Source organism: Alteromonas sp. 4NH20-0056, assembly GCF_057539655.1.
Genome location: NZ_BAAJLS010000005.1, coordinates 311,790 through 334,335, shown reverse-complemented (window position 1 = coordinate 334,335; position 22,546 = coordinate 311,790). Strand labels below are relative to the sequence as shown.

The 22,546-nt window shown below is 43.3% G+C and carries 27 protein-coding genes and 3 tRNA genes; 28 read left to right on the top strand and 2 right to left on the bottom strand.

Features of this window, described 5'->3' with window-relative positions:
• Positions 1 to 77 precede the first annotated feature (77 nt).
• The 16 genes from ovoA (at position 78) to AC27EZ_RS11895 (ending at position 11,780) form a co-directional block, all read left to right on the top strand.
• A complete protein-coding gene (gene ovoA, locus AC27EZ_RS11970) occupies positions 78 to 2,174 on the top strand; it encodes a 5-histidylcysteine sulfoxide synthase (RefSeq protein ID WP_487135531.1) in 2,097 nt (698 codons plus the stop codon).
• A gap of 36 nt (positions 2,175 to 2,210) precedes the next feature.
• Positions 2,211 to 3,425: an aminotransferase class I/II-fold pyridoxal phosphate-dependent enzyme gene (locus AC27EZ_RS11965; RefSeq protein WP_487135530.1), complete on the top strand. Its 1,215-nt coding sequence runs from the start codon at positions 2,211 to 2,213 to the stop codon at positions 3,423 to 3,425.
• Positions 3,426 to 3,542: 117 nt separating this feature from the next.
• A complete protein-coding gene (locus AC27EZ_RS11960) occupies positions 3,543 to 4,265 on the top strand; it encodes a pirin family protein (protein ID WP_487135529.1) in 723 nt (240 codons plus the stop codon).
• A 246-nt stretch (positions 4,266 to 4,511) separates the two neighbouring features.
• On the top strand, positions 4,512 to 5,156 hold the full coding sequence (gene uvrY / locus AC27EZ_RS11955) for a UvrY/SirA/GacA family response regulator transcription factor (protein ID WP_487135528.1): 645 nt from the start codon (positions 4,512 to 4,514) through the stop codon (positions 5,154 to 5,156).
• A gap of 6 nt (positions 5,157 to 5,162) precedes the next feature.
• Positions 5,163 to 6,980 (top strand): excinuclease ABC subunit UvrC, encoded by a 1,818-nt coding sequence (gene uvrC, locus AC27EZ_RS11950; RefSeq protein WP_487135527.1) that lies wholly within the window; start codon positions 5,163 to 5,165, stop codon positions 6,978 to 6,980.
• A gap of 110 nt (positions 6,981 to 7,090) precedes the next feature.
• Positions 7,091 to 7,669, top strand: coding sequence for a CDP-diacylglycerol--glycerol-3-phosphate 3-phosphatidyltransferase (pgsA, locus tag AC27EZ_RS11945; protein WP_487135526.1), 579 nt, complete (start codon positions 7,091 to 7,093; stop codon positions 7,667 to 7,669).
• Positions 7,670 to 7,831: 162 nt separating this feature from the next.
• A tRNA-Gly gene (locus tag AC27EZ_RS11940) sits at positions 7,832 to 7,907 on the top strand.
• A gap of 14 nt (positions 7,908 to 7,921) precedes the next feature.
• A tRNA-Cys gene (locus AC27EZ_RS11935) sits at positions 7,922 to 7,995 on the top strand.
• A gap of 61 nt (positions 7,996 to 8,056) precedes the next feature.
• Positions 8,057 to 8,143 (top strand) — tRNA-Leu (locus AC27EZ_RS11930).
• A gap of 166 nt (positions 8,144 to 8,309) precedes the next feature.
• Entirely contained in the window at positions 8,310 to 9,509 is a 1,200-nt protein-coding gene (locus tag AC27EZ_RS11925) for an integrase domain-containing protein (protein WP_487135525.1), read from the top strand.
• Positions 9,502 to 10,074, top strand: coding sequence for a hypothetical protein (locus AC27EZ_RS11920; RefSeq protein ID WP_487135524.1), 573 nt, complete (start codon positions 9,502 to 9,504; stop codon positions 10,072 to 10,074). The genes AC27EZ_RS11925 and AC27EZ_RS11920 overlap by 8 nt, the downstream gene beginning before the upstream one ends.
• 82 nt (positions 10,075 to 10,156) lie before the next feature.
• Positions 10,157 to 10,435, top strand: a complete 279-nt coding sequence (locus tag AC27EZ_RS11915; RefSeq protein ID WP_487135523.1) for a helix-turn-helix transcriptional regulator — start codon at positions 10,157 to 10,159, stop codon at positions 10,433 to 10,435.
• 10 nt (positions 10,436 to 10,445) lie between these two features.
• Positions 10,446 to 10,652 (top strand): helix-turn-helix domain-containing protein, encoded by a 207-nt coding sequence (locus tag AC27EZ_RS11910; RefSeq protein WP_487135522.1) that lies wholly within the window; start codon positions 10,446 to 10,448, stop codon positions 10,650 to 10,652.
• Entirely contained in the window at positions 10,649 to 10,876 is a 228-nt protein-coding gene (locus AC27EZ_RS11905; protein ID WP_487135521.1) for a hypothetical protein, read from the top strand. The genes AC27EZ_RS11910 and AC27EZ_RS11905 overlap by 4 nt, the downstream gene beginning before the upstream one ends.
• Before the next feature lie 10 nt (positions 10,877 to 10,886).
• Positions 10,887 to 11,300, top strand: a complete 414-nt coding sequence (locus AC27EZ_RS11900; RefSeq protein ID WP_487135520.1) for a hypothetical protein — start codon at positions 10,887 to 10,889, stop codon at positions 11,298 to 11,300.
• Between the two features lie 69 nt (positions 11,301 to 11,369).
• On the top strand, positions 11,370 to 11,780 hold the full coding sequence (locus tag AC27EZ_RS11895) for a hypothetical protein (RefSeq protein ID WP_487135519.1): 411 nt from the start codon (positions 11,370 to 11,372) through the stop codon (positions 11,778 to 11,780).
• 272 nt (positions 11,781 to 12,052) lie between these two features.
• On the opposite strand, the gene AC27EZ_RS11890 is transcribed toward AC27EZ_RS11895, so the two are convergent.
• Entirely contained in the window at positions 12,053 to 12,229 is a 177-nt protein-coding gene (locus AC27EZ_RS11890; RefSeq protein WP_487135518.1) for a DUF3950 domain-containing protein, read from the bottom strand.
• An 80-nt stretch (positions 12,230 to 12,309) separates the two neighbouring features.
• On the opposite strand from AC27EZ_RS11890, the gene AC27EZ_RS11885 reads away from it, so the two are divergent.
• From AC27EZ_RS11885 to AC27EZ_RS11855, 7 genes are all read left to right on the top strand, one after another.
• Complete coding sequence (locus AC27EZ_RS11885; protein WP_487135517.1) at positions 12,310 to 12,480, top strand: hypothetical protein; 171 nt, start codon at positions 12,310 to 12,312, stop codon at positions 12,478 to 12,480.
• Between the two features lie 10 nt (positions 12,481 to 12,490).
• Entirely contained in the window at positions 12,491 to 12,802 is a 312-nt protein-coding gene (locus AC27EZ_RS11880; protein WP_487135516.1) for a hypothetical protein, read from the top strand.
• A 560-nt stretch (positions 12,803 to 13,362) separates the two neighbouring features.
• Positions 13,363 to 13,827: a hypothetical protein gene (locus AC27EZ_RS11875; protein WP_487135515.1), complete on the top strand. Its 465-nt coding sequence runs from the start codon at positions 13,363 to 13,365 to the stop codon at positions 13,825 to 13,827.
• A gap of 3 nt (positions 13,828 to 13,830) precedes the next feature.
• Positions 13,831 to 14,136: a hypothetical protein gene (locus AC27EZ_RS11870; RefSeq protein ID WP_487135514.1), complete on the top strand. Its 306-nt coding sequence runs from the start codon at positions 13,831 to 13,833 to the stop codon at positions 14,134 to 14,136.
• Between the two features lies 1 nt (position 14,137).
• Positions 14,138 to 15,217: a phage major capsid protein gene (locus tag AC27EZ_RS11865; RefSeq protein WP_487135513.1), complete on the top strand. Its 1,080-nt coding sequence runs from the start codon at positions 14,138 to 14,140 to the stop codon at positions 15,215 to 15,217.
• 108 nt (positions 15,218 to 15,325) lie between these two features.
• Positions 15,326 to 17,251 carry a hypothetical protein gene (locus AC27EZ_RS11860; protein WP_487135512.1) on the top strand — a complete coding sequence of 642 codons (1,926 nt, stop codon included), beginning with the start codon at positions 15,326 to 15,328 and terminating at the stop codon, positions 17,249 to 17,251.
• A gap of 99 nt (positions 17,252 to 17,350) precedes the next feature.
• The gene (locus AC27EZ_RS11855; protein ID WP_487135511.1) at positions 17,351 to 17,833 is read left to right on the top strand and encodes a terminase small subunit; all 483 of its coding nucleotides are present in this window, start codon (positions 17,351 to 17,353) and stop codon (positions 17,831 to 17,833) included.
• Between the two features lie 168 nt (positions 17,834 to 18,001).
• On the opposite strand, the gene AC27EZ_RS11850 is transcribed toward AC27EZ_RS11855, so the two are convergent.
• Positions 18,002 to 18,775 carry a substrate-binding periplasmic protein gene (locus tag AC27EZ_RS11850; protein ID WP_487135510.1) on the bottom strand — a complete coding sequence of 258 codons (774 nt, stop codon included), beginning with the start codon at positions 18,773 to 18,775 and terminating at the stop codon, positions 18,002 to 18,004.
• Positions 18,776 to 18,961: 186 nt separating this feature from the next.
• Here AC27EZ_RS11850 and AC27EZ_RS11845 point away from each other — a divergent pair, with 186 nt between their 5' ends.
• Genes AC27EZ_RS11845 through AC27EZ_RS11825 form a run of 5 tightly spaced genes read left to right on the top strand, consistent with a single transcriptional unit; the run spans position 18,962 to position 22,485 of the window.
• Positions 18,962 to 19,648 (top strand): tRNA-uridine aminocarboxypropyltransferase, encoded by a 687-nt coding sequence (locus AC27EZ_RS11845; protein ID WP_487135544.1) that lies wholly within the window; start codon positions 18,962 to 18,964, stop codon positions 19,646 to 19,648.
• Between the two features lie 50 nt (positions 19,649 to 19,698).
• The gene (gene tpx / locus AC27EZ_RS11840; protein ID WP_487135509.1) at positions 19,699 to 20,193 is read left to right on the top strand and encodes a thiol peroxidase; all 495 of its coding nucleotides are present in this window, start codon (positions 19,699 to 19,701) and stop codon (positions 20,191 to 20,193) included.
• A 45-nt stretch (positions 20,194 to 20,238) separates the two neighbouring features.
• Positions 20,239 to 21,060, top strand: a complete 822-nt coding sequence (locus tag AC27EZ_RS11835; RefSeq protein WP_487135508.1) for a sulfurtransferase — start codon at positions 20,239 to 20,241, stop codon at positions 21,058 to 21,060.
• Positions 21,061 to 21,112: 52 nt separating this feature from the next.
• A complete protein-coding gene (cobB, locus tag AC27EZ_RS11830) occupies positions 21,113 to 21,835 on the top strand; it encodes a Sir2 family NAD+-dependent deacetylase (RefSeq protein WP_487135507.1) in 723 nt (240 codons plus the stop codon).
• 2 nt (positions 21,836 to 21,837) lie between these two features.
• Entirely contained in the window at positions 21,838 to 22,485 is a 648-nt protein-coding gene (locus AC27EZ_RS11825) for a LysE family translocator (protein WP_487135506.1), read from the top strand.
• Positions 22,486 to 22,546 lie beyond the last annotated feature (61 nt).

Genomic DNA, 22,546 nt, shown 5'->3' with positions numbered 1-22,546 from the left:
AAAAACACGCGTTATCCGGCAGTCAGGCTACCGATGTCACCTCAATAACATGCAAATAATAAGAGAAGAGGATCTTTATGTACGCAATGAGTACACTCAATCTACGCAGCGGAAGCGTTGAGGAAAAACGTCAACAGATTAAAGCGTATTTTATCGACTCGTTCGACACCTATGAGTCTTTATTTAGGTGCCTTGGCAGTGATAACGCGTACTATGAGCGACCCGAAAGACTTCGCCATCCTCTCATTTTCTATTTTGGCCATACCGCGACGTTTTTCATCAATAAACTCATTCTCGCTAAACTCATCAATAAACGAATCAATCCACGTTTTGAATCGCTATTCGCTATTGGTGTAGACGAAATGAGCTGGGACGATTTGAACGACGAGAATTACGATTGGCCTGAAGTGAGTGAGGTTGTTGAGTACCGCAATCGAGTAAGAGAAACCGTATTAGCGCTGATCGAATCTATCGATTTTTCGATTCCAATCGACTGGGACAGTAAAATGTGGCCAATCATCATGGGGATTGAACATGAGCGTATTCATTTAGAGACCTCGTCAGTGCTTATTCGACAGCTTGATATTGCTTTGGTTAAACAAAGCAAAGCGTGGCCGCGCTGCCCAGATTCGAATGTCGCGCCCAACAATGAGCTCGTGCCTGTAGATGGGGCGGAAGTATCAGCAGGTAAATCATTTGATGCTGACTATTATGGTTGGGATAACGAATACGGTAATGCGCAAGAAAATGTCGCTGACTTTAAGGCCAGCCGTTTTGTTGTGAGTAATGGTGAGTTTCTCGCATTCGTCGACGCGGGAGGATATCAAAACCCTGACTATTGGGAAGAAGAGGGTAATCGCTGGCGAGAATATACCCATGCCGAACACCCTGTATTCTGGATAAAAAGCGATAGCGGGTATCTATACCGTAGTCTGCTTGAAATATTTCCGTTGCCACTCGACTGGCCCGTAGACGTAAATTATCACGAAGCAAAGGCGTTCTGTAATTATCTGAGTGAGACGACTGGGGAACTTATTCGTTTGCCCACTGAGAACGAATGGCTTAGGTTACGGGAACAAGCTGGACTAACGCAAAATGTTTACTCTGATGGGTTTAACATTGCACTTACTAAATTTGCGTCCAGTGAGCCGGTAAATATCAACCAGTCTGATGAATGGTTTGATGTGGTTGGTAACGTATGGCAATGGACTGAAACCCCTATTTATCCGTTTGATGGCTTCAAGGTTCATCCTCTTTACGACGACTTTACTACACCGACCTTCGACAACAAGCATAACTTGATGAAAGGCGGGAGTTGGATCTCAACAGGTAACGAGGCGATGAAAGAAAGTCGCTATGCATTTAGACGCCACTTTTTTCAGCATGCAGGTTTTAGATACGTAAAAGCGGAGCACCCAATCCTTGTGAATGACTTAGATTATGAAAGTGATACCCAAATCTCGCAGTACAGCGAATTCCACTATGGCGATGAATATTTCGCTGTGCCTAATTTTGCAAAAGCAAGTGCCCAATTCTGTATCGAGCAGCATGGTGAAAGGCCGCGAACAAAGGCGCTCGATTTAGGCTGTGCGGTTGGCCGCTCAACATTTGAATTAGCCACGCATTTTAACCATGTCGACGGAGTAGATTTTTCAGCGCGTTTTATTAAGACCGCTTTTTCAATGCAAGAACGTGGTGAAATCCGTTATAACCTTATTGAAGAGGGTGAACTCACATCGTTTAAAGTACGAAAGCTTAGTTCACTGGGGATTGAGGAAGCAGCGAAAAAAGTGACCTTTGCACAGGGGGACGCATGTAATTTGAAGCCTCAGTTTACTGGTTACGACTTAATCTTTATGGGTAATTTACTCGACAGAGTTTATAGCCCACGTAAATTATTGCGAGAAGTAAGCCAACGACTCAATAAAGGAGGGCTTCTGGTTATCGCTAGCCCATTTACTTGGTTAGAGGAATACACACAGCGCGATGAGTGGCTCGGCGGCTATAAAGATGAGACCGGGGAAACATTAAGTTCTACCGAGGCATTAGCGGCGGCTCTGGAACCAGAATTTACAAAAATTGGGCCACCAAAAGAGATACCTTTTGTAATACGAGAAACAAAACGTAAACATCAACATACGTTGTCAGAGTTTAATGTTTTTGAAAAACGTTAACGCAATGTCTTGTTATAAAGAACAGGCGAACTAGAGGTGGATGGCGCCGTATTATTAGAAGCGATCGCCCTCGTTGAAAACGAGATGGCTGACGACCTAGCGAAAAGCAGTACGCTGTTTGAGCCTGATAATGCAGTGCTAGCCGAACTTGGCGAACGCCAAAACCGTTTGAAGTTTAGTGTTGCAAAAGCTCGGTTTGCAACTGCGCCTTTTTATTCTCATAGCTTGTGGCTCGCAGATATGGATTGTCCGCCACCTTCATCATTGACTGCGTCAGTTTCATCATACCTTACCCGTCACTTTGGCTATCAAGATATAGATGTTCGGCGCGATGTAGCCGACTATTTTGAACGTGATGAACTCCTGCTCAGGCCAGAATACGTTGTGGATATTGCCAGTGTTGTCGCTGGTATTGCCTTAGCATTACGAACATTTTGTGCTGCTGATGATAAAATAATGGTGGTTACGCCCACCTACGGGCCGCTGTATTCCGCTGTTACGCAAAATAACATGAGACCTGTATCAGTTACCTTCGATGCGGTATTAAATGATATCGAAAACTTCGATGCTGAGGCACGTGCAATCATTATTTGTCACCCTAATAATCCCACTGGCGAAGTGCTATCAAACAAGGCGCAAGCCGCGCTTTTGGCCCGGTGCAAGCAACATAATATTTTAGTCCTATCTGATGAGGTTCATCGCGATTTTCATTATGATGACCACGATTTTACATTACCTTCAGCAGCACCTTTTGGCTATGGGCTAAACAACTGTATTCATTACAATGTGGTCAGCTTTTGTAGTGCGTCTAAAGCTTTTAATTTAGCCACGGTTGGCGGCGCATCGTACGCGATAGTGGCAGACCCTTCGTTACGGGAAAAGTTTATTGCTGCGGTAGATAGTGAGCATCTGGAGGCCACACCTATTTCCAAGGTAGCGTTAAAAGAGGCTTATGGTTCTCATAGACGCTGGCAACGCGAGATAGTTGATTGTGTTGGCACCAATCGCACTTATGCCAAACGACTACTTAGACTCATGGAAAAGGACGACATGATAACCTCAAATAATGCTACCTATTTCTTGTGGCTAGATTTACGTAAGCAATTTAACGATGACATTTACGAGCAATGTAGTCGAAGAGGGGTCATTGTGGGGAACGGTACGCAATTTCATGCGCCTGGTTTTGCTCGTTTATCTATTGCGTGTCATCCACACATTATAAAAAGTACACTGTTAAGATTGTTCTATTAATTAGAATGTATTGCGTTATTTTTACCGATTTTATCCCACTTCACACTGGCTATAATACACTTCATTGAAGGTGCAAAGAATAGTGCGCCATAGCAGATGAGAGTAGGGGTACCAGCAATGTATTTACGTAAAGCAAATGAGCGAGGAAAAGTAAGCTTAGGATGGTTGGACAGTCACCACAGCTTTTCGTTCGGACACTTCTATGATGAAAATCATATGGGATTTTCGGTATTACGAGTGATAAACGACGACATTGTGCAGCCATCAAGAGGCTTTGACACCCACGGTCACCGAGATATGGAAATTATTTCGTATGTTATCAGTGGTGCGTTAGAGCACAAAGACAGTGCGGGGAACCACCATATTATCCCTGCAGGTGATGTTCAAGTCATGAGCGCCGGTACAGGTATTATGCATTCTGAATATAATGCATCAAAAACGTCGCCTGTGCGCTTTTTACAGATATGGATCTTGCCCAATCAAAAAGGGCTTGCACCCTCTTATGCTCAAAAAACGGTAGTCAATGAGCAGGGGCTTGAACTTTTAGTCAATGGTGATGGTTCGCACGGTGCGCTTGCGATTAATCAGGACGCAACAATAAGCCGTTTGAAATTAAGTGAAGGACAACGCTTTAGTTTCGATATGTCGAATGCTGCAGGTTATTTACATATTATAGAAGGTGCGGCGGCAGTGCACACTAGCGGTAGTAGCGAGCATGACGCAGAAATGAAAGAGGGCGATGCGCTAGGTATAGAAGAGGGGGGTGAAGTATCGGTGGTAGCGAAGCGAACACTAATTGCATTGTGGTTTACACTTCCTCATTCTAAGGTGTCAACGTAGCTGAACTATAAGCCATAATAATAGTGCTTCATAACATCATTGATGGTTATTTATGCATCGCTAAATTCAGGCCAAAAATACCATCAATTATATTATTTTCAAATGGTTACGAAGAAATTTGGTAACGATGGTTCACCTTCAAGCAACTCATGGTATGATACTCGTTCGCGTTTACTTTTATACAGGTATAACGTTTCAATTTTCAGGCATTTTGCCGCGAGTTTATGTAGTCAGTGAGATACTAGCGTGATAAAAATAATCCTAGCAGATGATCATGATTTGGTCAGAACAGGGATCCGTAGAATTCTTGAAGATGTCAAAGACTTTTCGATTGTCGCAGAGGCAAAGAACGGAGAGGATGCAGTACAACTGTGCAGGAAAGATGCACCTGATGTTGTGCTTATGGACGTTAATATGCCGGGTATTGGTGGTCTTGAAGCGACCAAGCGCATTGTGCGGATGTCTGAAAATACGCGGGTAATATGTGTTTCGATGCACAAAGAAAGTCCTATACCAATGCAAGTAATGAATGCAGGGGCGTTTGGCTTTTTAACAAAAGACGCTGAGCCCGATGAGGTCATTATTGCGATACGCAAAGTGGTCGCAGGTCAAAAATACCTAGGCAATGAAATTGCACATAGTATCGCTATTGAAAAGCTCTCTCCCTCTGTAGAGAACCCGTTTACCGAGTTATCTACTCGTGAACTCAGTATCGCGATGCGCCTTACTAAAGGCCAACGAGTTCCTGATATCGCCAGTGAGTTAAGTATTAATGCGAAAACGGTCAATACCTACCGCTACAGAATGTTTGAAAAACTCGGTGTGACCACCGATGTTGAACTGACTCATTTAGCGCTGCGGCATAAATTGATCGATCCGAATTTGTTGTAGCGGCTTATGCCTGAATTTGATTCAGCGGATTTTCTCAAAAACCTTACCAACAAGCCGGGTGTCTACCGCATGTATAACGTCGATGGCGAGGTTATATATGTTGGGAAAGCAAAAAATTTAAAAAAGCGAGTATCTAGCTATTTTCGCTTGCAGGTAGACAATGCGAAAACCCGTTCTTTGGTTAGCCAAATTGCTGATATGGACGTTACGGTTGTTAACAGTGAGACCGAAGCGTTTCTTCTTGAAAATAATTTCATAAAAAAATACAAGCCACGCTATAACGTAGTGATGCGAGACGATAAATCGTATCCATTCATCTTTTTATCCGATCACGAACATCCAAGACTTTCATTTCATCGCGGACCACAAAAAAAGAAAGGGGAGTACTTCGGGCCTTATCCTAGCGCTTGGTCTGTAAGAGAAAGCTTACGTTCTATGCAGCGTATATTTCCAGTTAGGCAATGTGAAGATAATTATTACCGCGCTAGAAGCCGTCCTTGTCTACAATATCAAATGAAACGTTGCAGTGCGCCTTGTGTTGAAGGGTTTGTAACTGATGATGAATACAAAGAACAAGTAAACTTAGCGCGACTGTTTTTAAAAGGTAAAAACCAGCAAGTCATTGGTACCCTCGTTAATAAAATGGAAGTGGCCAGCAATGAATTAAACTTTGAGGCGGCTGCGCGCTATCGCGACCAAATAAACGCATTACGGAAAGTACAGGAACGGCAGTGGGTGTCAGGTACGCAAGATGAAATGGATATTTTTGGCTTTGCGTTTAAAGGCAATATGGCATGTATTCAGGTTTTATTTATTCGTGATAGCCAATTACTTGGCAGTAAGTCTTTTTTCCCTAAAGTACCAAGCACTGCTGATGAGCAGGAGGTATTTGAATCGTTCTTTTTACAGTTTTATCTTGCGGGAAACAAAGTCATTCCCAAGCAAATTGTTTTGGGCGAAAGTTTGTCAGATGAAGCCGCAATTGGCGACTTGTTGTCGACTGAAGCGGGTTATAAGGTCACGTTTTTTAAAGGCGCGAGGGAAGAAAAACGTCGTTATTTGCAACTCGCCCAATCGAATGCCGAAAACGCTCTGGAAGCGCAATACAGTCAACAAAAATCCGTATTCGCTCGCTATCTAGACTTAGAGAACGCTATGGAACTTGATGCGCCTATTCAACGCATGGAGTGTTTCGATATAAGTCATACGTCTGGCGAGCAAACCGTGGCGTCTTGTGTCGTGTTTAATAGAGAAGGGCCGCTTAAAAGTGATTATCGACGTTATAATATCGAGGGCATAACGCCTGGTGACGATTATGCTGCAATGGCACAAGCGTTGAAACGACGATATAAAACCGTAAAAGAAGTACAAAAAATACCCGACCTGTTATTGATTGACGGTGGTAAAGGGCAGCTCTCACAAGCCGAAGCATTCTTCGAAGACTGGCCTCATGATAAAAAGCCGATGTTATTGGGGGTTGCTAAAGGGACGACTAGGAAACCCGGGCTAGAAACATTATTTTTAGCGGGCAGTCACGAGGTGTTACCCATGGATAGCCATTCTCCGGCTTTGCACCTAATTCAACATATTCGCGACGAGTCTCACCGTTTTGCTATTACGGGACACAGAGCCAGACGGCAAAAAGTAAAAACCACGTCGACACTTGAAAACATTCCTGGAATAGGCGCAAAGCGTCGCCAAAGTCTTTTAAGCTATATGGGAGGTTTACAGGGTCTTAAGAAAGCGAGCAAGGATGAAATTGCGAATGTGCCAGGTATTAGCAAAGAACTCGCTGACACGATTTACGATCATTTACATCACTAAAACGATGTCATCACGGGCATTTATTGTCGATTTGCGTTAGTCTGTACCAAAATGAAAGCTTAAAACGCTGCGCTAAACTAGCCCAAGAGGGCTGATAACGAGAAAACTCTATGTGGACTGTTCCAAATATAATTACGCTTTTTAGGGTAATTCTTATTCCTGTTTTTGTAGTCGTCTATTTTTTAGATTGGCGATGGGCCCATGAGGCCGGTGCATTTATCTTCTGGCTTGCAGCTATTACCGATTGGTTCGATGGTTACTTAGCAAGAAAACTTGAACAATCTACACCGTTTGGTGCGTTCCTTGACCCTGTGGCTGACAAACTCATTGTTGGGACAGCGTTACTCATGATTACGCACAGTTACGCAGATCTGTGGATTACGCTTCCTTCTATTGCATTACTCGTTCGCGAAATATACGTTTCTGCGTTACGAGAGTGGATGGGGTCGAGTGGCGTTAGGGAAACCGTTAAGGTGTCTTTTGTTGGAAAAGCGAAGACAACAGCACAAATGTTAGCACTTATTGGGTTACTTTCTGGTTTAGAAACCTTTATGGGCTTTCCGATATATTGGGTTTCGTTAGGTTATATTCTTCTTTATGTTGCTGCAGTGCTGTCAATTTGGTCAATGATTGTCTATACCAAAGCGGCATGGCCACACTTAAGCGGTGTATTAAGTAAACAGCAGTGATCGACAAATAATCAAAGTGAATAAAAATAACGCAAACAAACCGAAAAATACTAAATTTCCTTAAATTTCACTGTTTTTCGTATTGACACTTTCAGCGTTACAGGTAGAATTCACCGCACATTTCGAGACGGCAACGACGAAACGAAATGTAAGACTTTATATGCGGGAATAGCTCAGTTGGTAGAGCACGACCTTGCCAAGGTCGGGGTCGCGAGTTCGAATCTCGTTTCCCGCTCCAAAGTCTAGTATTACGGCGGAATGGCAGAATGGCTATGCAGCGGATTGCAAATCCGTGGATCTCGGTTCGACTCCGGGTTCCGCCTCCATAATGCTTAACGCAATTTCAGGTATCTACGCCTGACACCCCAACCGAAAGGTTACCCCGATGCCCGGGTGGTGAAATTGGTAGACACAAGGGATTTAAAATCCCTCGCTGGTAACAGCGTGCCGGTTCAAGTCCGGCCCCGGGCACCATTCTATTATTCCAAAACATTCTATTAGACAAATTAAGACAGTAAATACAATGACTTACTAGCTCATTTGCTCTGTATTGGTCTTTATTGGTCTTGAGTAATCTACGATTTTTAGTAACACTTAACGTAACAACAACGAAATGTTACTAAAACGGTGTTACTAAAACATGCCACGGAATGTAATCGGTCTCAATGCAACCCAAGTAAAACAAGCAAAACCGAAGGAAAGGGAATACAACCTATCTGACGGTAAAGGCTTAGCTTTACGAATCAAACCAAGCGGCTCAAAGCTTTGGATTTTCAACTATTATAAACCACACACCAAGAAGCGTAGCAACATCGGAATAGGTAATTATCCAGATGTTTCTTTAGCCGAGGCAAGAGAAGAACGTGAGAGCTTTAGAAAGTTATTAGCTAAAGATATTGACCCTAAAGAGCATAAAGACACCGAAAGGGAAAAGGCCGTTGCATCAGCGGAGCAAACTTTCGAGAGTGTTTCTAAGCAATGGTTTAAAATTCACGCGAGTAAAGTCTCACCTGGCACACTCAAAAATATTGAGCGCTCTTTTGCAAATGATGTTTTCCCATTAGTGGGAAAGGTTCCTATTAGCAACCTGACAGCCCCAAAAGCTATCGAAGTGATAAACCTTATAGTTGGCCGCAATAGTAACGAGATAGCGCGTAAGGTTGCTAGGCGAATGAATAGCGTAATGACTTATGCTGTAAATGCAGGAATTATTCATCACAATCCATTAATAGGCATTAAAGAGCTCATTCCCTCAACAAAGGTTAAACACCAACCAACCATTTCACCTGAAGAGCTGCCGGAGCTAATGAAGGCTCTTAAATACTCATCAGCTAAAATCACCACACGCTGCCTTATAGAATTTCAACTCCATACGATGGTTCGCCCAGGCGAAGCAGCCGAGGCCCGTTGGTCGGAGATTGATTTTTCTCAATCTATTTGGGCCATACCTGCCGAACGGATGAAGATGGATAGACCGCACCTGGTACCGCTTACTAATCAAGTGTTAGAGCTATTGGAATTGATAAAGCCTATAAGCTTTCATCGAGAGTTTATATTTCCCTCACACATTGACCCCAAAAAACCTGCAAACAAACAATCAGCAAATAAGGCTTTGCGTGATATGGGCTTTCGTGGCCGCTTAGTTGCTCATGGTATGAGAGCGCTTGCAAGCACGACACTAAACGAAGAAGGCTTTGATCATGATGTTATTGAAGCTGCGCTTGCACATAAAGACGAAAACGAAGTAAGGGCCGCCTATAACCGAGCGCAATACCTAGATCGCCGCCGCTCAATGATGGAGTGGTGGTCTAATAGAATTGAGGGGAATAAAAGTGTCTAGTTTAAAATTAAATAATTGGGATGAAGTAAAAAGAGCTAAAAAAGCAATTGAAGAGGGTGAGCCTAAGTTAAGTGAGGCAATGGAAAGCGTGTGGCCATTGATTGTAGAATCGCATAAAAAAGTCAATGAGTCAGAACAATTTCAATTTCATGCTGATGTTTACAAACGGGAGAAGCTTGGCTCTTCCGAAGCAACTCCGTTAGACACTTTTTTAATGATGACTCACTGGGGCCTTTATCCACCGCCTGAAATTATGCTTTGGATTGCAAATTGCTTTGATACGTACTTTCAAAGAAACGGAGCAGTATCGTTGGAGGAAGTATTTTTTGGACGCGGAAGCTACGCTTTAAAAAAGCGTAATGAGTCAAAGTATCATTTGTTCGATATTTTTGTTGAAGCAAAGAATGATTTTTTAATTGATGGAAAGGCCGTTTCTAGTAACGTACAGCTAGTAGAAGAGTACTATAAATGGCTAGATGAAAATTTAGAAAAGGTTGATAAGCCAGATGATATTGAATCTTTTCTCAGAGGTTATCGTCGATGGAAAAATAAAACGGACAATTAATCTGTTTTTGTGTCCGTTACACCACTAGCTGAAACAAAGAAAATCACCTTAGTCAATTAAGACAAAACAAGACAGGTGATATATGACAACTCCACAATACATGATCATTCGCTTTGACGAAGCAGCTAAAATGGTAGGTAAAGGCCGCTCAACTCTTTGGCATGAGATAAAAGAGGGCCGCTTTCCTACACCAATCAGTCTCGGTTCCCGCTCATCGGGCTTTCTGGATTCAGAAGTTCAAGCAATGATTGCGGCTCGAGCAGTGGGATTTGATGACGCTCAGATCAAAACCCTCATTTCAAACCTTCTAGAAAAGCGCAAAGAACGCGCAAGCCAGCTGCTCGAAGCAGTAGCGGCTTGAGGTAGACGGTATGAAATTAACTAAAGAACTGATCACTAGTAAAGAACTAGCCCGTTATCTCGGTATTCATGAAGACAATGTCAGAAAGTCGCGGGCAACCGGTACTCTGCTTGGAAACACAGCGCCTCCTTACTACAAGATAGGGCATATCGTTCGCTATAAAGTTCGAGATATTGAAACCTGGGTTGAAAAAAACAGAGTCGAGGTGGCCGCATGATTAATCAACTACCAAAGCAAGCCCTCAAAGCCGAAGCATTAAAAAAGATTCAAGCTCTTTCCATGCGATTTCTAGCGGGTAATGAGCTGGAACTAAATGAATTTTTTGGGACAATGCTGGTTTATGCAAGAAGTGCTAGCGAAGAAGACCTCGCGCGTTTGCTTAAGATAAACATGGCTGAGGTGTTGAAGCACCAAAAGCCAGCTCGAAAGCTTGACGCATAGGGGAACAGCTATGAATACACAAAAAAAAGCTGCCCCGAAAGACAGCAATGAAAACCTCAAACCAAATAACTCAAATGAGTCTACTAAAAAACAGCCACCTTTCAAGATTGAGCTGGCTTTAAATTCAATCCTTCACAATGGGCCACGAGGGATAACGCAACCGGAAGCACAGGCAACTTATCGAGAGTCGTGTTTGCATACAACGATAAGTGCGCTACGGCACTCTAAAGGCATTGAATTTATCTCACACCCCGATCAAGACACAGTTGTGTACTACAACCAAAAGCCTTTCAGTCGTTATTGGTTGGCTAGCGATGAAGACAGAAAGAAAGCACTTAAATTATTAAATGCTTACCGCGCTAATCGAGGGCTGCCGAAAGTCAATTACGGCCCCTGGCATAGCTCACCGAACGAAGCAGCGTAGCCCTTCGGGGTTACCTCTTTTCGGGTAATTATTTACCCAAGTTTGGGTAAAAATTGCCTAGGGGGTTTTATGGCTAAATCAAATAAGAAAAAGATGCTGCCTAATGGAAGGTCAGCAACTACAAACGATTTGTTTTTCAGATTGCCCAAGGAATTATATAAGTGCTCTGGTTATTTAGGTCTTAATAAAACTCAACGTGCTTTGCTTTTTGACTTATGTAGTCAATACAACTTGAGAAATAATGGTGATTTATCTTTAGCACCAAGGTTCATGAAGCCGCTTGGGTGGGATGACAAAGTCGTGGCTAGAAATAAGCAAGCTTTAATTGACAGCAAGTTAGTTAGAGTGGCCGGCCATAAGGTGTTAAATAATTATAAGTGGATGTACTTGTATGCCCTCTCATGGTTAGAGATCGACGATTGCAGTGAGTACATTTACCCAGAGTCCTTAAGTATGCCAAAGCAGTCACTTCGATTTTAAGTAGGGCTGAGAACCCGTTTAAATTCAGTTTAAAGGGGCTGTTAGCCCCCTTAAAAATGCAAAGTTAAATCATTTTTTATGTTTAAAGGGGCTGTTAGCCCGTTTCAGTAGATGAATTTGAAATATTTAAACAGGCTCTCAACCCTACCTTCTAAGATATCTGCCATATGTATTGGTTCTTTAAGTTCTTAAATGCTTTATAGGGGATATTTATATCGTGGGTCCAAAAATGCAAAACCAGTCGAATCCGACTTAAAAAAAGTCAAATACGACTAGCTGGTGGATTTGGGTTTTAACTTTTGCTCACAGGCATCCTTTACCCACTCAGAGAAAGCTTGATTAGTTTTGGCCCGATCGCTCTCTATCTTATCCAAGAGCGCATCTTCAAACCTAATTTGTTTTCGAGTAGAGCCGGAACGCTCAAAACTTTTTTTATTTTTATCTTGCATTGGTACGTACCACTTTGTTATGTTTAATTGGTACGTACCAATATACAACAACGTCAGTTAGCAAACAATGGAGAATAGTTGTGGAAAACGAAGAAACAATTTTTTCAGTAATTGAGAACAAGCTGCCTTATCGAATTATTAAGACAGGCCTCAAGTCATTAGGCGAAGCGAGAAAGGTGCTAGCACTGGCTGAGAAAGAACTAGGCGGAAATATCGACCTAGCTATTAGAAAAGAACGTTTATTTAATTAGAGGAACTACCATGAGCTACATTCAAAACAACATTCAGGCTATTTGTGGTAACGCTGTACGCATTAGAAAAAATCAGACTGTTAGCGAAGTTCAGCCAATGGCTAATTACTACAACGATGCGTTTCACGATGCTATTACGATGCTTACCCAATTAGCCTATGCTGATAGTTCGGGTAATCTTAAGAGTGATGCGTTTTCCCCTGGTGAAATAGCTAGAGAGGCAGCTGCAGCAATTCAGTTGATTAATGATTATCAACACCTTGCATTTTCCATCGATGCAAACTTAGCAGCAAAGGGTGAGGAAGAACGAAAAGAACAGTAGTTTACTTGTCTGCAAAGGGGTAACGTTCTGTTACCCCCTTGCTATTTAAAAACCGCCCATATACCGTCCACGGACGAAATCGAAAAACCCGAAAAATAAAATTAAATCAATAGCATAGGTTATTTTGTGGGTTTTCCATTGTGGAATACACATTTCTTGTCATATACATGTCACGGAAAAAACCACAAAGCGCACATTTCATAGCTGAATCATAGGGTTACAGGGTTTTGTGGGTTTTCTATAGAGGAAAACACACAGAAGTAAAACGCACTTTGTAAGGAGGTAGCGAAACACGACCCCCCTGTCCTGATTTCGGGACTGTTCTGTCCTGATATCGGGATTATTGACGATGCCCTGATTTAGGGTTTCCTTGCAGACCCCGCCAATACTGGGAACTAGCAAAACGCGACCGGCCTTTGACCAATCAACCAATCGGTTGAAAAAAGTTAACTGATTAGTTGATTATTTGCGACTTTCACAACCTACCCATAACACAGCCTATAACTGATTATTCATACAGCGGTTAACATGGTGAATATATTAATTACATTCACTTAGTTATGAAGTTAACGGAACCGGTACTAGATAAAAAACAGTTTTTAGAGATATGCGGCGTTAGCAATACCACGTTTAACAACTGGTGCTTACGGGGCCACATACCGCTTAAAGAACTTGGCTGCGTAAAAGTTAGCTTAACGCGTTACAAGTACACGTTTCTTGCGGCTGTTCACTGTGTATTGCTTTCGCATCATCGAGGCAATGACAGAAAAACATACCTTCGATTATTGAAGAATTTCACTTTAGGCATCGCCACGGACGGCTTTTTTTCACCAGACGCTACTGTTGCAATTCAGAACGGCGGCAAAGGGCCAGATTGCGGAATTTTTGACACATACGGAGACGCGCTTCATCACGGTGGTAATAGTTTTATTTATGTCGGGGCTGGTCAATTGCTAAACAAAGCCTCTGACCTTTTTGAAAAAATGCTCGAAGAGCAAAGCATTAAATTAGATGGTAGGTACTAGCAAATGAGTAAGATTAAACAGCTTGTAAAAAAGCAAGTAACGGAAAGCTTAGAAGTAAAATTCACGGCTGAGTCAAACAAGGCGACTTTTATTCAAGAGAACCCTTCAGACATTAGCAGCGTTTGCCTTTTTCTCAACTCTAACGGTTCAAGGGTTAGCCTGGCGGGTTTGTTTGATACATATAGCGTAGACCACGGAGCGCGCCAAGTTTCATCGATAGAGCTATTGAAGGGTGAGCAATACAGTCTTGAAATCACTGCAACAAAAGAAAAGGCGCTGGCGAAGATTGGCGTATTTTGGGGAGAGTAGAATGAGTAATCAATTAGCCGTTCGATCTAATGCCGTAGCACAAGTAAAGCGCATAATTCGTGGTGATTCTACCGAAGATATTTATGACATAGCTCGCGCTACATTGCGAGAGTTTAGCATAGACTATCTTCATAACATTGAGTCAAAAATTGACAGAACGGATCAGCGCCGCGAAAGAATGACAAGCGAGCAGGCCCGAAGCGAAATAATGACAACGTTTCTAAACTTTGTAGATTTCCCCGAACTTTTCCGAGATGTAGCCTCTAGTTTGTTACTCGAAAAATGGGGCGGTGTTCTTGGTACATGGGCGAACTGGGTTAGAGAGGATGAACTTGATAACTTTCATCCAACGGACATCATAAGCGCTGCTTTATTGCCAGAGCCACAAAAAGTCGCGGCAAGCCAAGTATACAGAAGATTCAAAAACATCTTTGGTGAAATAGCCAGCGCTAAATTATCGACGTATGGCGATATCACAACCATAACACGTAAAACACTAATAAATGATAATCGTGGCGCATTCGACGCGCTAGTCAAAACGATAGCACAAGCATACGAACGCTTAATCGGAACTAAAGTTTACGCACTTTTAGTGAACAACCCCACTGCCTTTGAAGGTAAGCCGATTTTTCACGAAGACCATAACAACATTGTCGCAAAAACGGGTGATTTTTCCGTTGATTTATCACAGGCCCTCAACTTAATGTACGGGCAAAAAAATTATTTCCCAACATTGCCTGGTGATTCAAAATCACAACTAGCAGTAATACAACCTCGTTTTGTGATTACATCACCGACACATTCTATTGAAGCGGCCAAAATTGTAGGTGAATACAACAAAGCACTGCTGGATGAACAGAAGCTTTCTGTAATTGTAGAGCCCAGACTTGTTGATTTTGATGGTTGGTTCCTCTCTGCGGGTAAAGAACAGAGCAGTATTTGTCTTTTCAAGTTACGAGGCTCTAAGGCCCCCACAGTGAGAACTAAAGAAATTAGCCGAACGGATGGACTGGAAGTAAAACACCAGTGGGATATTGATGTCGCCCCTGTAGATTATAGAGGCCTCGTTAGAGTTATGTAAGTTTAAGGGGGCTAGGTCTATAAAAGTGGGTTTTAACGTTGCCTGCGCTCGGTTTTTACCTTTGCCGCGCCAATTTTGGCCTAGTCCCCCCTTTTTTCCGGTAAACATATGTCAAAATACGAATTTGTAATTTCTGCGAAGGATAAAACCGCGCAGGCGTTCACCTCTATCAATGGGAAGCTGGGAACCGTAACGCGGCAAGCAGCAGCAACAGCCGCAGCGGTAGCGGGTGTGACCGCCTCATTCGCGATACTTGCCAAAGGCGCCGTTGATACCGCTAAAGAATTAGACGCTCAAGCGAAACTTGCAGGCGTTACGATTGAACGCTTTCAAGCGCTGGCTTATGCGTTCGGTCAGTTCAACATAGGGCAAGAAAAGTTTGCTGATATTTCGAAAGACGTTCAAGACAAACTTGGTGATTTTTTAGCAACAGGCGCAGGCCCGTTCGCTGACTTCTTTGAAAACGTTGCACCGAAAGTTGGTTTGACCGCCGAAGCATTAAAGGACTTATCCAGTACCGAAGTGCTTATTGCTGTAAAAAAGGCAATGGATGATGCAAATGTATCAGCCAAAGAGCAAGTGTTTTACATGGAATCGCTTGCCAACGATGCAACGTTACTTCTTCCAGCATTGGAGAACAACGGAAAAGCAATAAAAGATTTAGCTACTGAATACGAAGGTTTAAATCTAGCAATTTCTGGCACTGATGTGGCAAAAGTAAAAGAACTGTCTGATGAAATGGCGCGCCTTGATGCAGCGGGTGAAAAATTAAAATTCAATTTAGCCGCCGCATTTGTCGAACCGTTGGCCGAAATTTCTGAAGCAATAGATGGCTTTTGGCGCGGTTCAATAGTTCGTTTTGAGCGCGACTTTATAGCAATAGATCAGTTTGTTTCTGAAGCGCAGAAGTCATTTTTAGAGTTCAAAAAAACATTGGGTGCCGATGTAGACACCGCTGAAATAGACAGGTTAACCGCCAGAATTCAAACAATGGCGGGGCAATACGCCAAGTTAACCAAACAAATTAACGGCGAACCCATTGAATACTCACTTGGTGCCGGTGAAACAGATGATATTTTTGCCGGGCTTGATGATCCGTTTAATCTCGAAGGCGCCGCCACTAACATAGACACCGCCCCCATCGAGGAAGCGGCCGCCAAGGTTGAAAGTTCGTTCTTAAATAGCCTCTCCCTTATTGATGATATTAATGCAAATGCGTTCACTTTCGACAGCACGATGGAAGAAGGCGCGGGGCAGTTCTGGGAAAGTTTCGAACAACGCGGTTTTACTGCTTATGAAAACCTAACAGAGGGTAACCAATCATTCTGGTCACAGTGGTTGGACGCAGCAAAAACCAATTTAACGAACTTTGATGATTTATCATCCGTTACGATTGAAAGCTTTTCAAATCAGATGGGCAATGCTCTGGAGTCAATTATATTTGATTCGCAATCACTAGGTGATGCGTTCCAAGGTGTAATGCAAAATATGGCGCGCGGTGTGGTAAACGCATTAGGCCAAATGGCCGCCCAATGGTTAGCTTATAAGATTGTTCAAATGACCGTAGGAGCTTCAACCGCTGCAACTGGGGCCTCGGCCTTAGCTCTCAATGCTCAAGCAGCATCCTTGCAGGCAGGGATAAACGCATTTGCAAGTACCGCTGCCATTCCTATTGTAGGACCGCCAGCCGCTCCCGCAGCTATGAAAGCCGCTTTAGCAATAACACAACCAATGGCAATGGCTGTCGGCACCTTATCCGCTGGAGGCGCGGCAGCTTCATTTGACGGTGGAGGATTTACCCCCAACGGTGCTCGAATTGGTGGCATGGATGGAAAGGGCGGTAAGTTAGCAATGCTACACCCAAGGGAAAAAGTGGTCGACCTAACACGCTCAGATGACAGAGCGCAAAATATTTCGGTACCAATTACGATTAATGGTGCTGATCTAACCAGTGAAGATATTGCCCGGGCTATAGACAGGGCACCGAAAAAAATAATCAGGGCGATTAAAACAAGGCTTGATAGGCCTATATAAAAGGGTCCTTTCTGGACATTTAAGCTAAGGGTTCGCAGCAGCGCAGAGTTTGCGTTGTGCGAGCATTTTTAAAATCGATTTTTTGTTTTCTTTGAGACTATGGCAAACGTAAATAGAGCAGAACTGGCGGAGATATTAGGCGTATCGCTTCCAACGATCACAAGTAAAGTAAACAAGGGTATGCCGTACCTTCAACGAGGCCAGAGAGGAAAGGAATGGTTGTTCAGTACTTCGGCGGTTTATGAGTGGGAAAAAGAACAAGCCATACTAAATGTCACAGGTGATTTATCATCGGTAACAGACGACGAACTTAAGCGAAGAAAGTTGGCGGCTGAAACTACCCTCGTAGAACTAGAAGCAGGTAAAAAGAGAGGCGATCTAATACCAAAGGAATTAATTGAAAAGTACCTTTCTGATATGGCAATTGCAACAAGAACTAGGCTTTTGTTAGTGCCGAGAAGATGCGCGGCTCAATTGGTGGGTAAAACCGACGAAATAGAGATTAGGCTGGTAATCGAAGAAGAACAGCTAGAAGCTCTAACTGATGTTTCGAACATGGTTATCGATGAAAATTCCGATTAATGCCTTACAAACTTGAAGTAACACTAGTAGTAACATTGACATTTCTTGCTTTCATTGATTTATATAAAAAACAATGGCTTGTGGGCTTTATTCCATTCTGGCCCCGGGCACCATTTTAGTGTAAAATCCTATATAACTATTATTAGAACGCAATGTATATTGTTCTGTTTACTCGGCTATACACTTTACCCCGTCATCAGAAATAGAGCGTTCTTGCGCTAATGCTTCATTAAAGCGCGCTACAAAAGCCCTACTGGTAGTGAGTTTTGAGAAAATAAAATAAATATCACTTTCATGCAGTTTTTCATCTAATAATGTAAACGTATTAGAAGGGGTTAGGCGCTTTAACTTTATACATAGCGCAGTGTAGTCATCTATAACGGCATCTACTTTACCGTCGAGCAGCATTGTCATGCGAGACGCCATATCAAAGCTATAGCGAAAGTTATCGCTAAAAATTTTTCGCGCGACATCTACTTTAGGGCCGAAGTAGCCTGCTTCGTTTAACGCTATTTTGTAATTTCGCTCTAATACGGCCTTTAAATTTAGTCGCTCTGTCAACGCAGGCTGATTTCGTACCAGTAAACCAATAGATTCTCTTCGATAGGCGCTGGAATAGATGAAGTCACGCTGTCTTGATTTAGTCAGGCTCGCACCAATAGAGATATCGAAGCTGCCCTTTCTTTGCTCAATTAGACTGCGAGCCTCTGTCATAGGCAATACATTAAGCGTACACCCCATTCGCATTAGCGTGCGGCGCAATAGGTGAAAATCTGTGCCGGCATATGAATTACCGCTTTTGCTGAAATAGGGAAACCAATCGCCACTGTAACCAACGATTAAAGGTCTATCACATGTTGTCTCAGTGCCATATGCTTTTGGCGCTAAATAGAGAAAAATAGCGGTAGCAACGACAATATGCCTTAATGTGTAACGATTCATGATGCGTTTCTATTTTTTTGTTTATTTTATGGTCACCCGTGAGGTAAATGCAATGACATAATGCGCTGCTGCACGCAAAGCTTGTGTTAAAATAATAATAAATTCAAAGTAGAGCCTATTTTGACGAAATCCTCTTCGACACCGCACTCATCAATATTGCCCCCATTGAGTATGCCTAACTCAGTTATGGCGTTAAGACATGCTGAACTTAAAAAGGCGCAGCGCCCGTTTTTTGCACGAGGTAGCAAAGTGGTTCGTTGCGAAGCGTGTCGCCTTCCAACTAATACGTGTATTTGTGACAATAAGCCAATACCGGAAAAAGGTGTAGCGGTTGCGTTTATTATGTACAAGGGTGAATACTATAAACCTACCAATACGGGGCGCTTAATCGCTGATGTTGTTGAAGATAATCATGCTTTTCTATGGCATAGAACACAGCCTGATGGTGCGCTGCTTGCTTTGTTAACTAGTGATAAATATCAGCCCGTGTTGGTCTTTCCACATGAATATGCCGCGCCAGAGCGGTGTATTTCATCTGTGCCAGCGGTTGAAAATAAAACGCTATTATTCATATTCTTAGACGGTACGTGGCGAGAGGCGAGAAAGATGTTTGGTAAAAGCCCGTATTTAGATAACATCCCAGTACTAGGCGTTACTCCTGAGATAGCGTCTGATTATCTATTGCGAGAATCTACCCATGAGTTCCAACACTGCACCGCGGAAGTTGGAATTAGTGTACTTGCGCTAGGTGGGTACCATAGCGCGGCGAAGAAACTCGCAAATTATTTTAGTGTATTTCGTCATCAATACCTTAAAGGTAAACCTCATTTATCTGACAAGCTTGCATTTGCAAAAACGCAGTTAGAAGAATAACCTATCATTTAACACCGTGTATTAACGTTATATTTGTAAAGGAAAACGACATGACAACAGTAACATTTCAAGGTAACGATGTTTCTACCGTGGGCTCGCTTCCTACTGTGGGTGACAAAGCGCCTGATTTTACCTTAGTAAAAGCAGATTTAGGCGAGGTTTCGTTAGGAGATTTAGCGGGTAAGCGTGTTATTTTAAATGTATTTCCGTCTATCGATACGGGTACATGCGCAGCTTCTGTAAGAAAATTTAATGAAGAAGCTAGCAAACTAGACAACACTACCGTTATTTGTGTATCAGCCGATTTACCGTTCGCCGCAGGACGCTTTTGTGGCGCTGAGGGTATTGAGAATGTTCTCACTGGCTCGACATTTAGAAGCACATTTGGTGATGACTATGGTGTAACGTTTTCGAGTGCACCGCTAACGGGCCTATTGTCTCGTAGCGTTGTTGTGATCGACACCGATGGCACTGTTGTTTACACCCAGCAGGTTGCTGAAACTACCGATGAGCCAGATTACGCGGCAGCAATATCAGCCCTTTAATAGTGTCCCTATGCCCGTCTATGACGGGCTAACTGGTTGAGGCTCATGCAAATACTCATTTCACCATCGCTCCTCTCTAACGCACTAATGTCAACGCGAATCGTTCCTGTTAGGGCGTTAATGAACGATCCCGTTTCAAAACAGCAAGACGAAAGAGATGCGTTTGTTATACCAGGTTCTGTTGATTTTGATTTAGACGGTGAGGGAAGTGAACACAGCGCCACCTTCCCACACACGTTACCGCCTGTAAGCTCACTTTCCCGTTATTTAGCGCGCAATGGTATAACGGAAAAATCACCCTTAGTGGTTTACGATACACGCGGTGTGTATTGCAGTGCACGCGTATGGTGGATGTTAAAAGCACTGGGACATGAGCATGTATCGCTACTAGATGGCGGCCTGCCAGAGTGGCGCAAAAGCAATCTTCCACTGTCCGAGTCTCGTCCAAACCGGCTTGCTCACTACAATGCGAATGCGCAAGAAGGGTGGTTTGTTGATGCAGACTTTGTGCTATCGGTACTTCAATCACAAACTCAAATTATAGATGCTCGAAGTCGTCCTCGGTTTTCTGGTGAGGTGCCAGAGCCAAGAGAAGGGCTTCGCAGTGGACATATGCCCGGAGCAATCAATATTCCCTATCAAACGCTCTTGAATGAAGGTTCATTTTTGAGTGTCGATGCGTTATCTGCACTATTTTTAAAAGCGGGCGTCGATCTATCTCGACCGATCTTGTGTTCCTGTGGTTCAGGTATTACTGCTTGTATCATTGGCGTTGCCGCCCTAATGTGTGGCGCAAAAGACGTTGTCGTTTATGATGGTTCGTGGTCTGAGTGGGGCGCAGTAGCCCGTTTCCCAGTGATCCGCTAGCAAAACATTACCGACCCATTCCGTTTTACGACCCACAAATAAGAAAATAGATATGTTTACGAGACCAAATATTGTTGTGCTAACTGGGGCGGGGATCTCCGCAGAATCAGGGATCAAAACATTTAGAGATAATAACGGCTTGTGGGAAAACCACAGTGTTGAAGAAGTGGCGACACCGGAAGGCTTTTCTCAAAATCCAGCGCTGGTTTATCGATTCTATAACCAGCGTCGAGCGCAGTTAACAGAACCTTATGTTGTACCCAATGGCGCGCACATTGCATTAGCAGAGCTTCAACAGAAAATGCCCGAACATGTTACGTTGGTTACGCAGAACGTCGATGACCTACACGAGCAGGCTGGTAGCGAGGATGTTATTCATATGCACGGTACGTTGCGGTCAGCGCGATGCTTAACGTGTGAAACCGTCACATATTGGGAAGATGACTTTGATAGCACTACTGAATGTCCGAGTTGTCACAATACGTCGTTACGCCCAGATATCGTATGGTTCGGTGAAATGCCAATGCATATGGATAAAATTGAAGCTGCACTGCTTGATGCCGACATATTTATAGCCATTGGCACGTCTGGGAATGTGTATCCCGCTGCAGGGTTTGTTCAGTATGCCCGCGATGCCGGCGCGGTTACTATCGAGGTCAACTTGGTACCGAGTGCAACAAATAGCCTGTTCGATAGAACAATGACCGGGGCAGCTTCACAAACGGTGCCGACATTAGTGTCGCAAATATTAACAGACTGCGAAGGGTTAGCGTAAGCATGATATATATCGATGAGTTTATCACCATTGCGTTAGTTCACCTCGTGGCGGTGGCAAGCCCTGGCCCTGACTTTGCTATTGTTGTACGTAACAGTGTTGCGTACGGTCGGCGTATCGCTATGTTTACCAGTATCGGGATTGGCGCTGCCATTCTCTTACACGTGGCTTATTCTCTCGTAGGGTTGAGTGTCGTCATCGCTACTACACCCTGGTTGTTTACCGCCATTAGTTACATCGCCGCAGCTTACTTACTATACCTAGCAGCAGGGGCGTTAAAAAGTGGCCCAGGCCAAGCGAAACCTGAGAGCACCACTTCAAAGCAAGGCGATCAGGTGCCCTCGGGGCAATCAATGATTAGTGCAAGAAAAGCGTTATGGATGGGTTTCTTAACCAATGGTTTAAACCCCAAGGCGACGTTGTTCTTTCTTTCTCTTTTTACTGCCATTATTGATATCAATACGCCTTTTTCCATAAAGCTTGGATATGGTTTATATCTTGCGATAGCCACTGGTGTATGGTTTTGCTTTTTGTCTTATTTGTTAAGCACCAGCAAAGTGGCTGAGCTCATCGGGCGAAAGGGTTATTGGCTTGACCGTGTCATGGGCGTACTACTTATAGGCTTAGCAGTGAAGTTGGTTGTGGGTTAAATTTTTGTACACGTTGGGGTGAGGTCAAGAAATGCTGTATAATCTGGCCGAAATAGCCCGC

Bases quoted from the DNA above. Each gene is read 5' to 3' on its own strand.
- AC27EZ_RS11960 (WP_487135529.1), top strand. From the start codon at position 3,543: ATGTATTTACGTAAAGCAAATGAGCGAGGAAAAGTAAGCTTAGGATGG.
- uvrC (WP_487135527.1), top strand. From the start codon at position 5,163: ATGCCTGAATTTGATTCAGCGGATTTTCTCAAAAACCTTACCAACAAG.
- AC27EZ_RS11825 (WP_487135506.1), top strand. From the start codon at position 21,838: ATGATATATATCGATGAGTTTATCACCATTGCGTTAGTTCACCTCGTG.
- AC27EZ_RS11850 (WP_487135510.1), bottom strand. From the start codon at position 18,775: ATGAATCGTTACACATTAAGGCATATTGTCGTTGCTACCGCTATTTTT.
- AC27EZ_RS11915 (WP_487135523.1), top strand. From the start codon at position 10,157: ATGACAACTCCACAATACATGATCATTCGCTTTGACGAAGCAGCTAAA.
- AC27EZ_RS11880 (WP_487135516.1), top strand. From the start codon at position 12,491: ATGAGCTACATTCAAAACAACATTCAGGCTATTTGTGGTAACGCTGTA.
- AC27EZ_RS11865 (WP_487135513.1), top strand. From the start codon at position 14,138: ATGAGTAATCAATTAGCCGTTCGATCTAATGCCGTAGCACAAGTAAAG.
- tpx (WP_487135509.1), top strand. From the start codon at position 19,699: ATGACAACAGTAACATTTCAAGGTAACGATGTTTCTACCGTGGGCTCG.
- AC27EZ_RS11870 (WP_487135514.1), top strand. From the start codon at position 13,831: ATGAGTAAGATTAAACAGCTTGTAAAAAAGCAAGTAACGGAAAGCTTA.
- AC27EZ_RS11835 (WP_487135508.1), top strand. From the start codon at position 20,239: ATGCAAATACTCATTTCACCATCGCTCCTCTCTAACGCACTAATGTCA.
- AC27EZ_RS11855 (WP_487135511.1), top strand. From the start codon at position 17,351: ATGGCAAACGTAAATAGAGCAGAACTGGCGGAGATATTAGGCGTATCG.
- AC27EZ_RS11900 (WP_487135520.1), top strand. From the start codon at position 10,887: ATGAATACACAAAAAAAAGCTGCCCCGAAAGACAGCAATGAAAACCTC.
- AC27EZ_RS11860 (WP_487135512.1), top strand. From the start codon at position 15,326: ATGTCAAAATACGAATTTGTAATTTCTGCGAAGGATAAAACCGCGCAG.
- AC27EZ_RS11910 (WP_487135522.1), top strand. From the start codon at position 10,446: ATGAAATTAACTAAAGAACTGATCACTAGTAAAGAACTAGCCCGTTAT.
- AC27EZ_RS11875 (WP_487135515.1), top strand. From the start codon at position 13,363: ATGAAGTTAACGGAACCGGTACTAGATAAAAAACAGTTTTTAGAGATA.
- ovoA (WP_487135531.1), top strand. From the start codon at position 78: ATGTACGCAATGAGTACACTCAATCTACGCAGCGGAAGCGTTGAGGAA.
- pgsA (WP_487135526.1), top strand. From the start codon at position 7,091: ATGTGGACTGTTCCAAATATAATTACGCTTTTTAGGGTAATTCTTATT.
- AC27EZ_RS11895 (WP_487135519.1), top strand. From the start codon at position 11,370: ATGGCTAAATCAAATAAGAAAAAGATGCTGCCTAATGGAAGGTCAGCA.
- AC27EZ_RS11890 (WP_487135518.1), bottom strand. From the start codon at position 12,229: ATGCAAGATAAAAATAAAAAAAGTTTTGAGCGTTCCGGCTCTACTCGA.
- AC27EZ_RS11845 (WP_487135544.1), top strand. From the start codon at position 18,962: ATGGCGTTAAGACATGCTGAACTTAAAAAGGCGCAGCGCCCGTTTTTT.
- AC27EZ_RS11925 (WP_487135525.1), top strand. From the start codon at position 8,310: ATGCCACGGAATGTAATCGGTCTCAATGCAACCCAAGTAAAACAAGCA.
- cobB (WP_487135507.1), top strand. From the start codon at position 21,113: ATGTTTACGAGACCAAATATTGTTGTGCTAACTGGGGCGGGGATCTCC.
- AC27EZ_RS11905 (WP_487135521.1), top strand. From the start codon at position 10,649: ATGATTAATCAACTACCAAAGCAAGCCCTCAAAGCCGAAGCATTAAAA.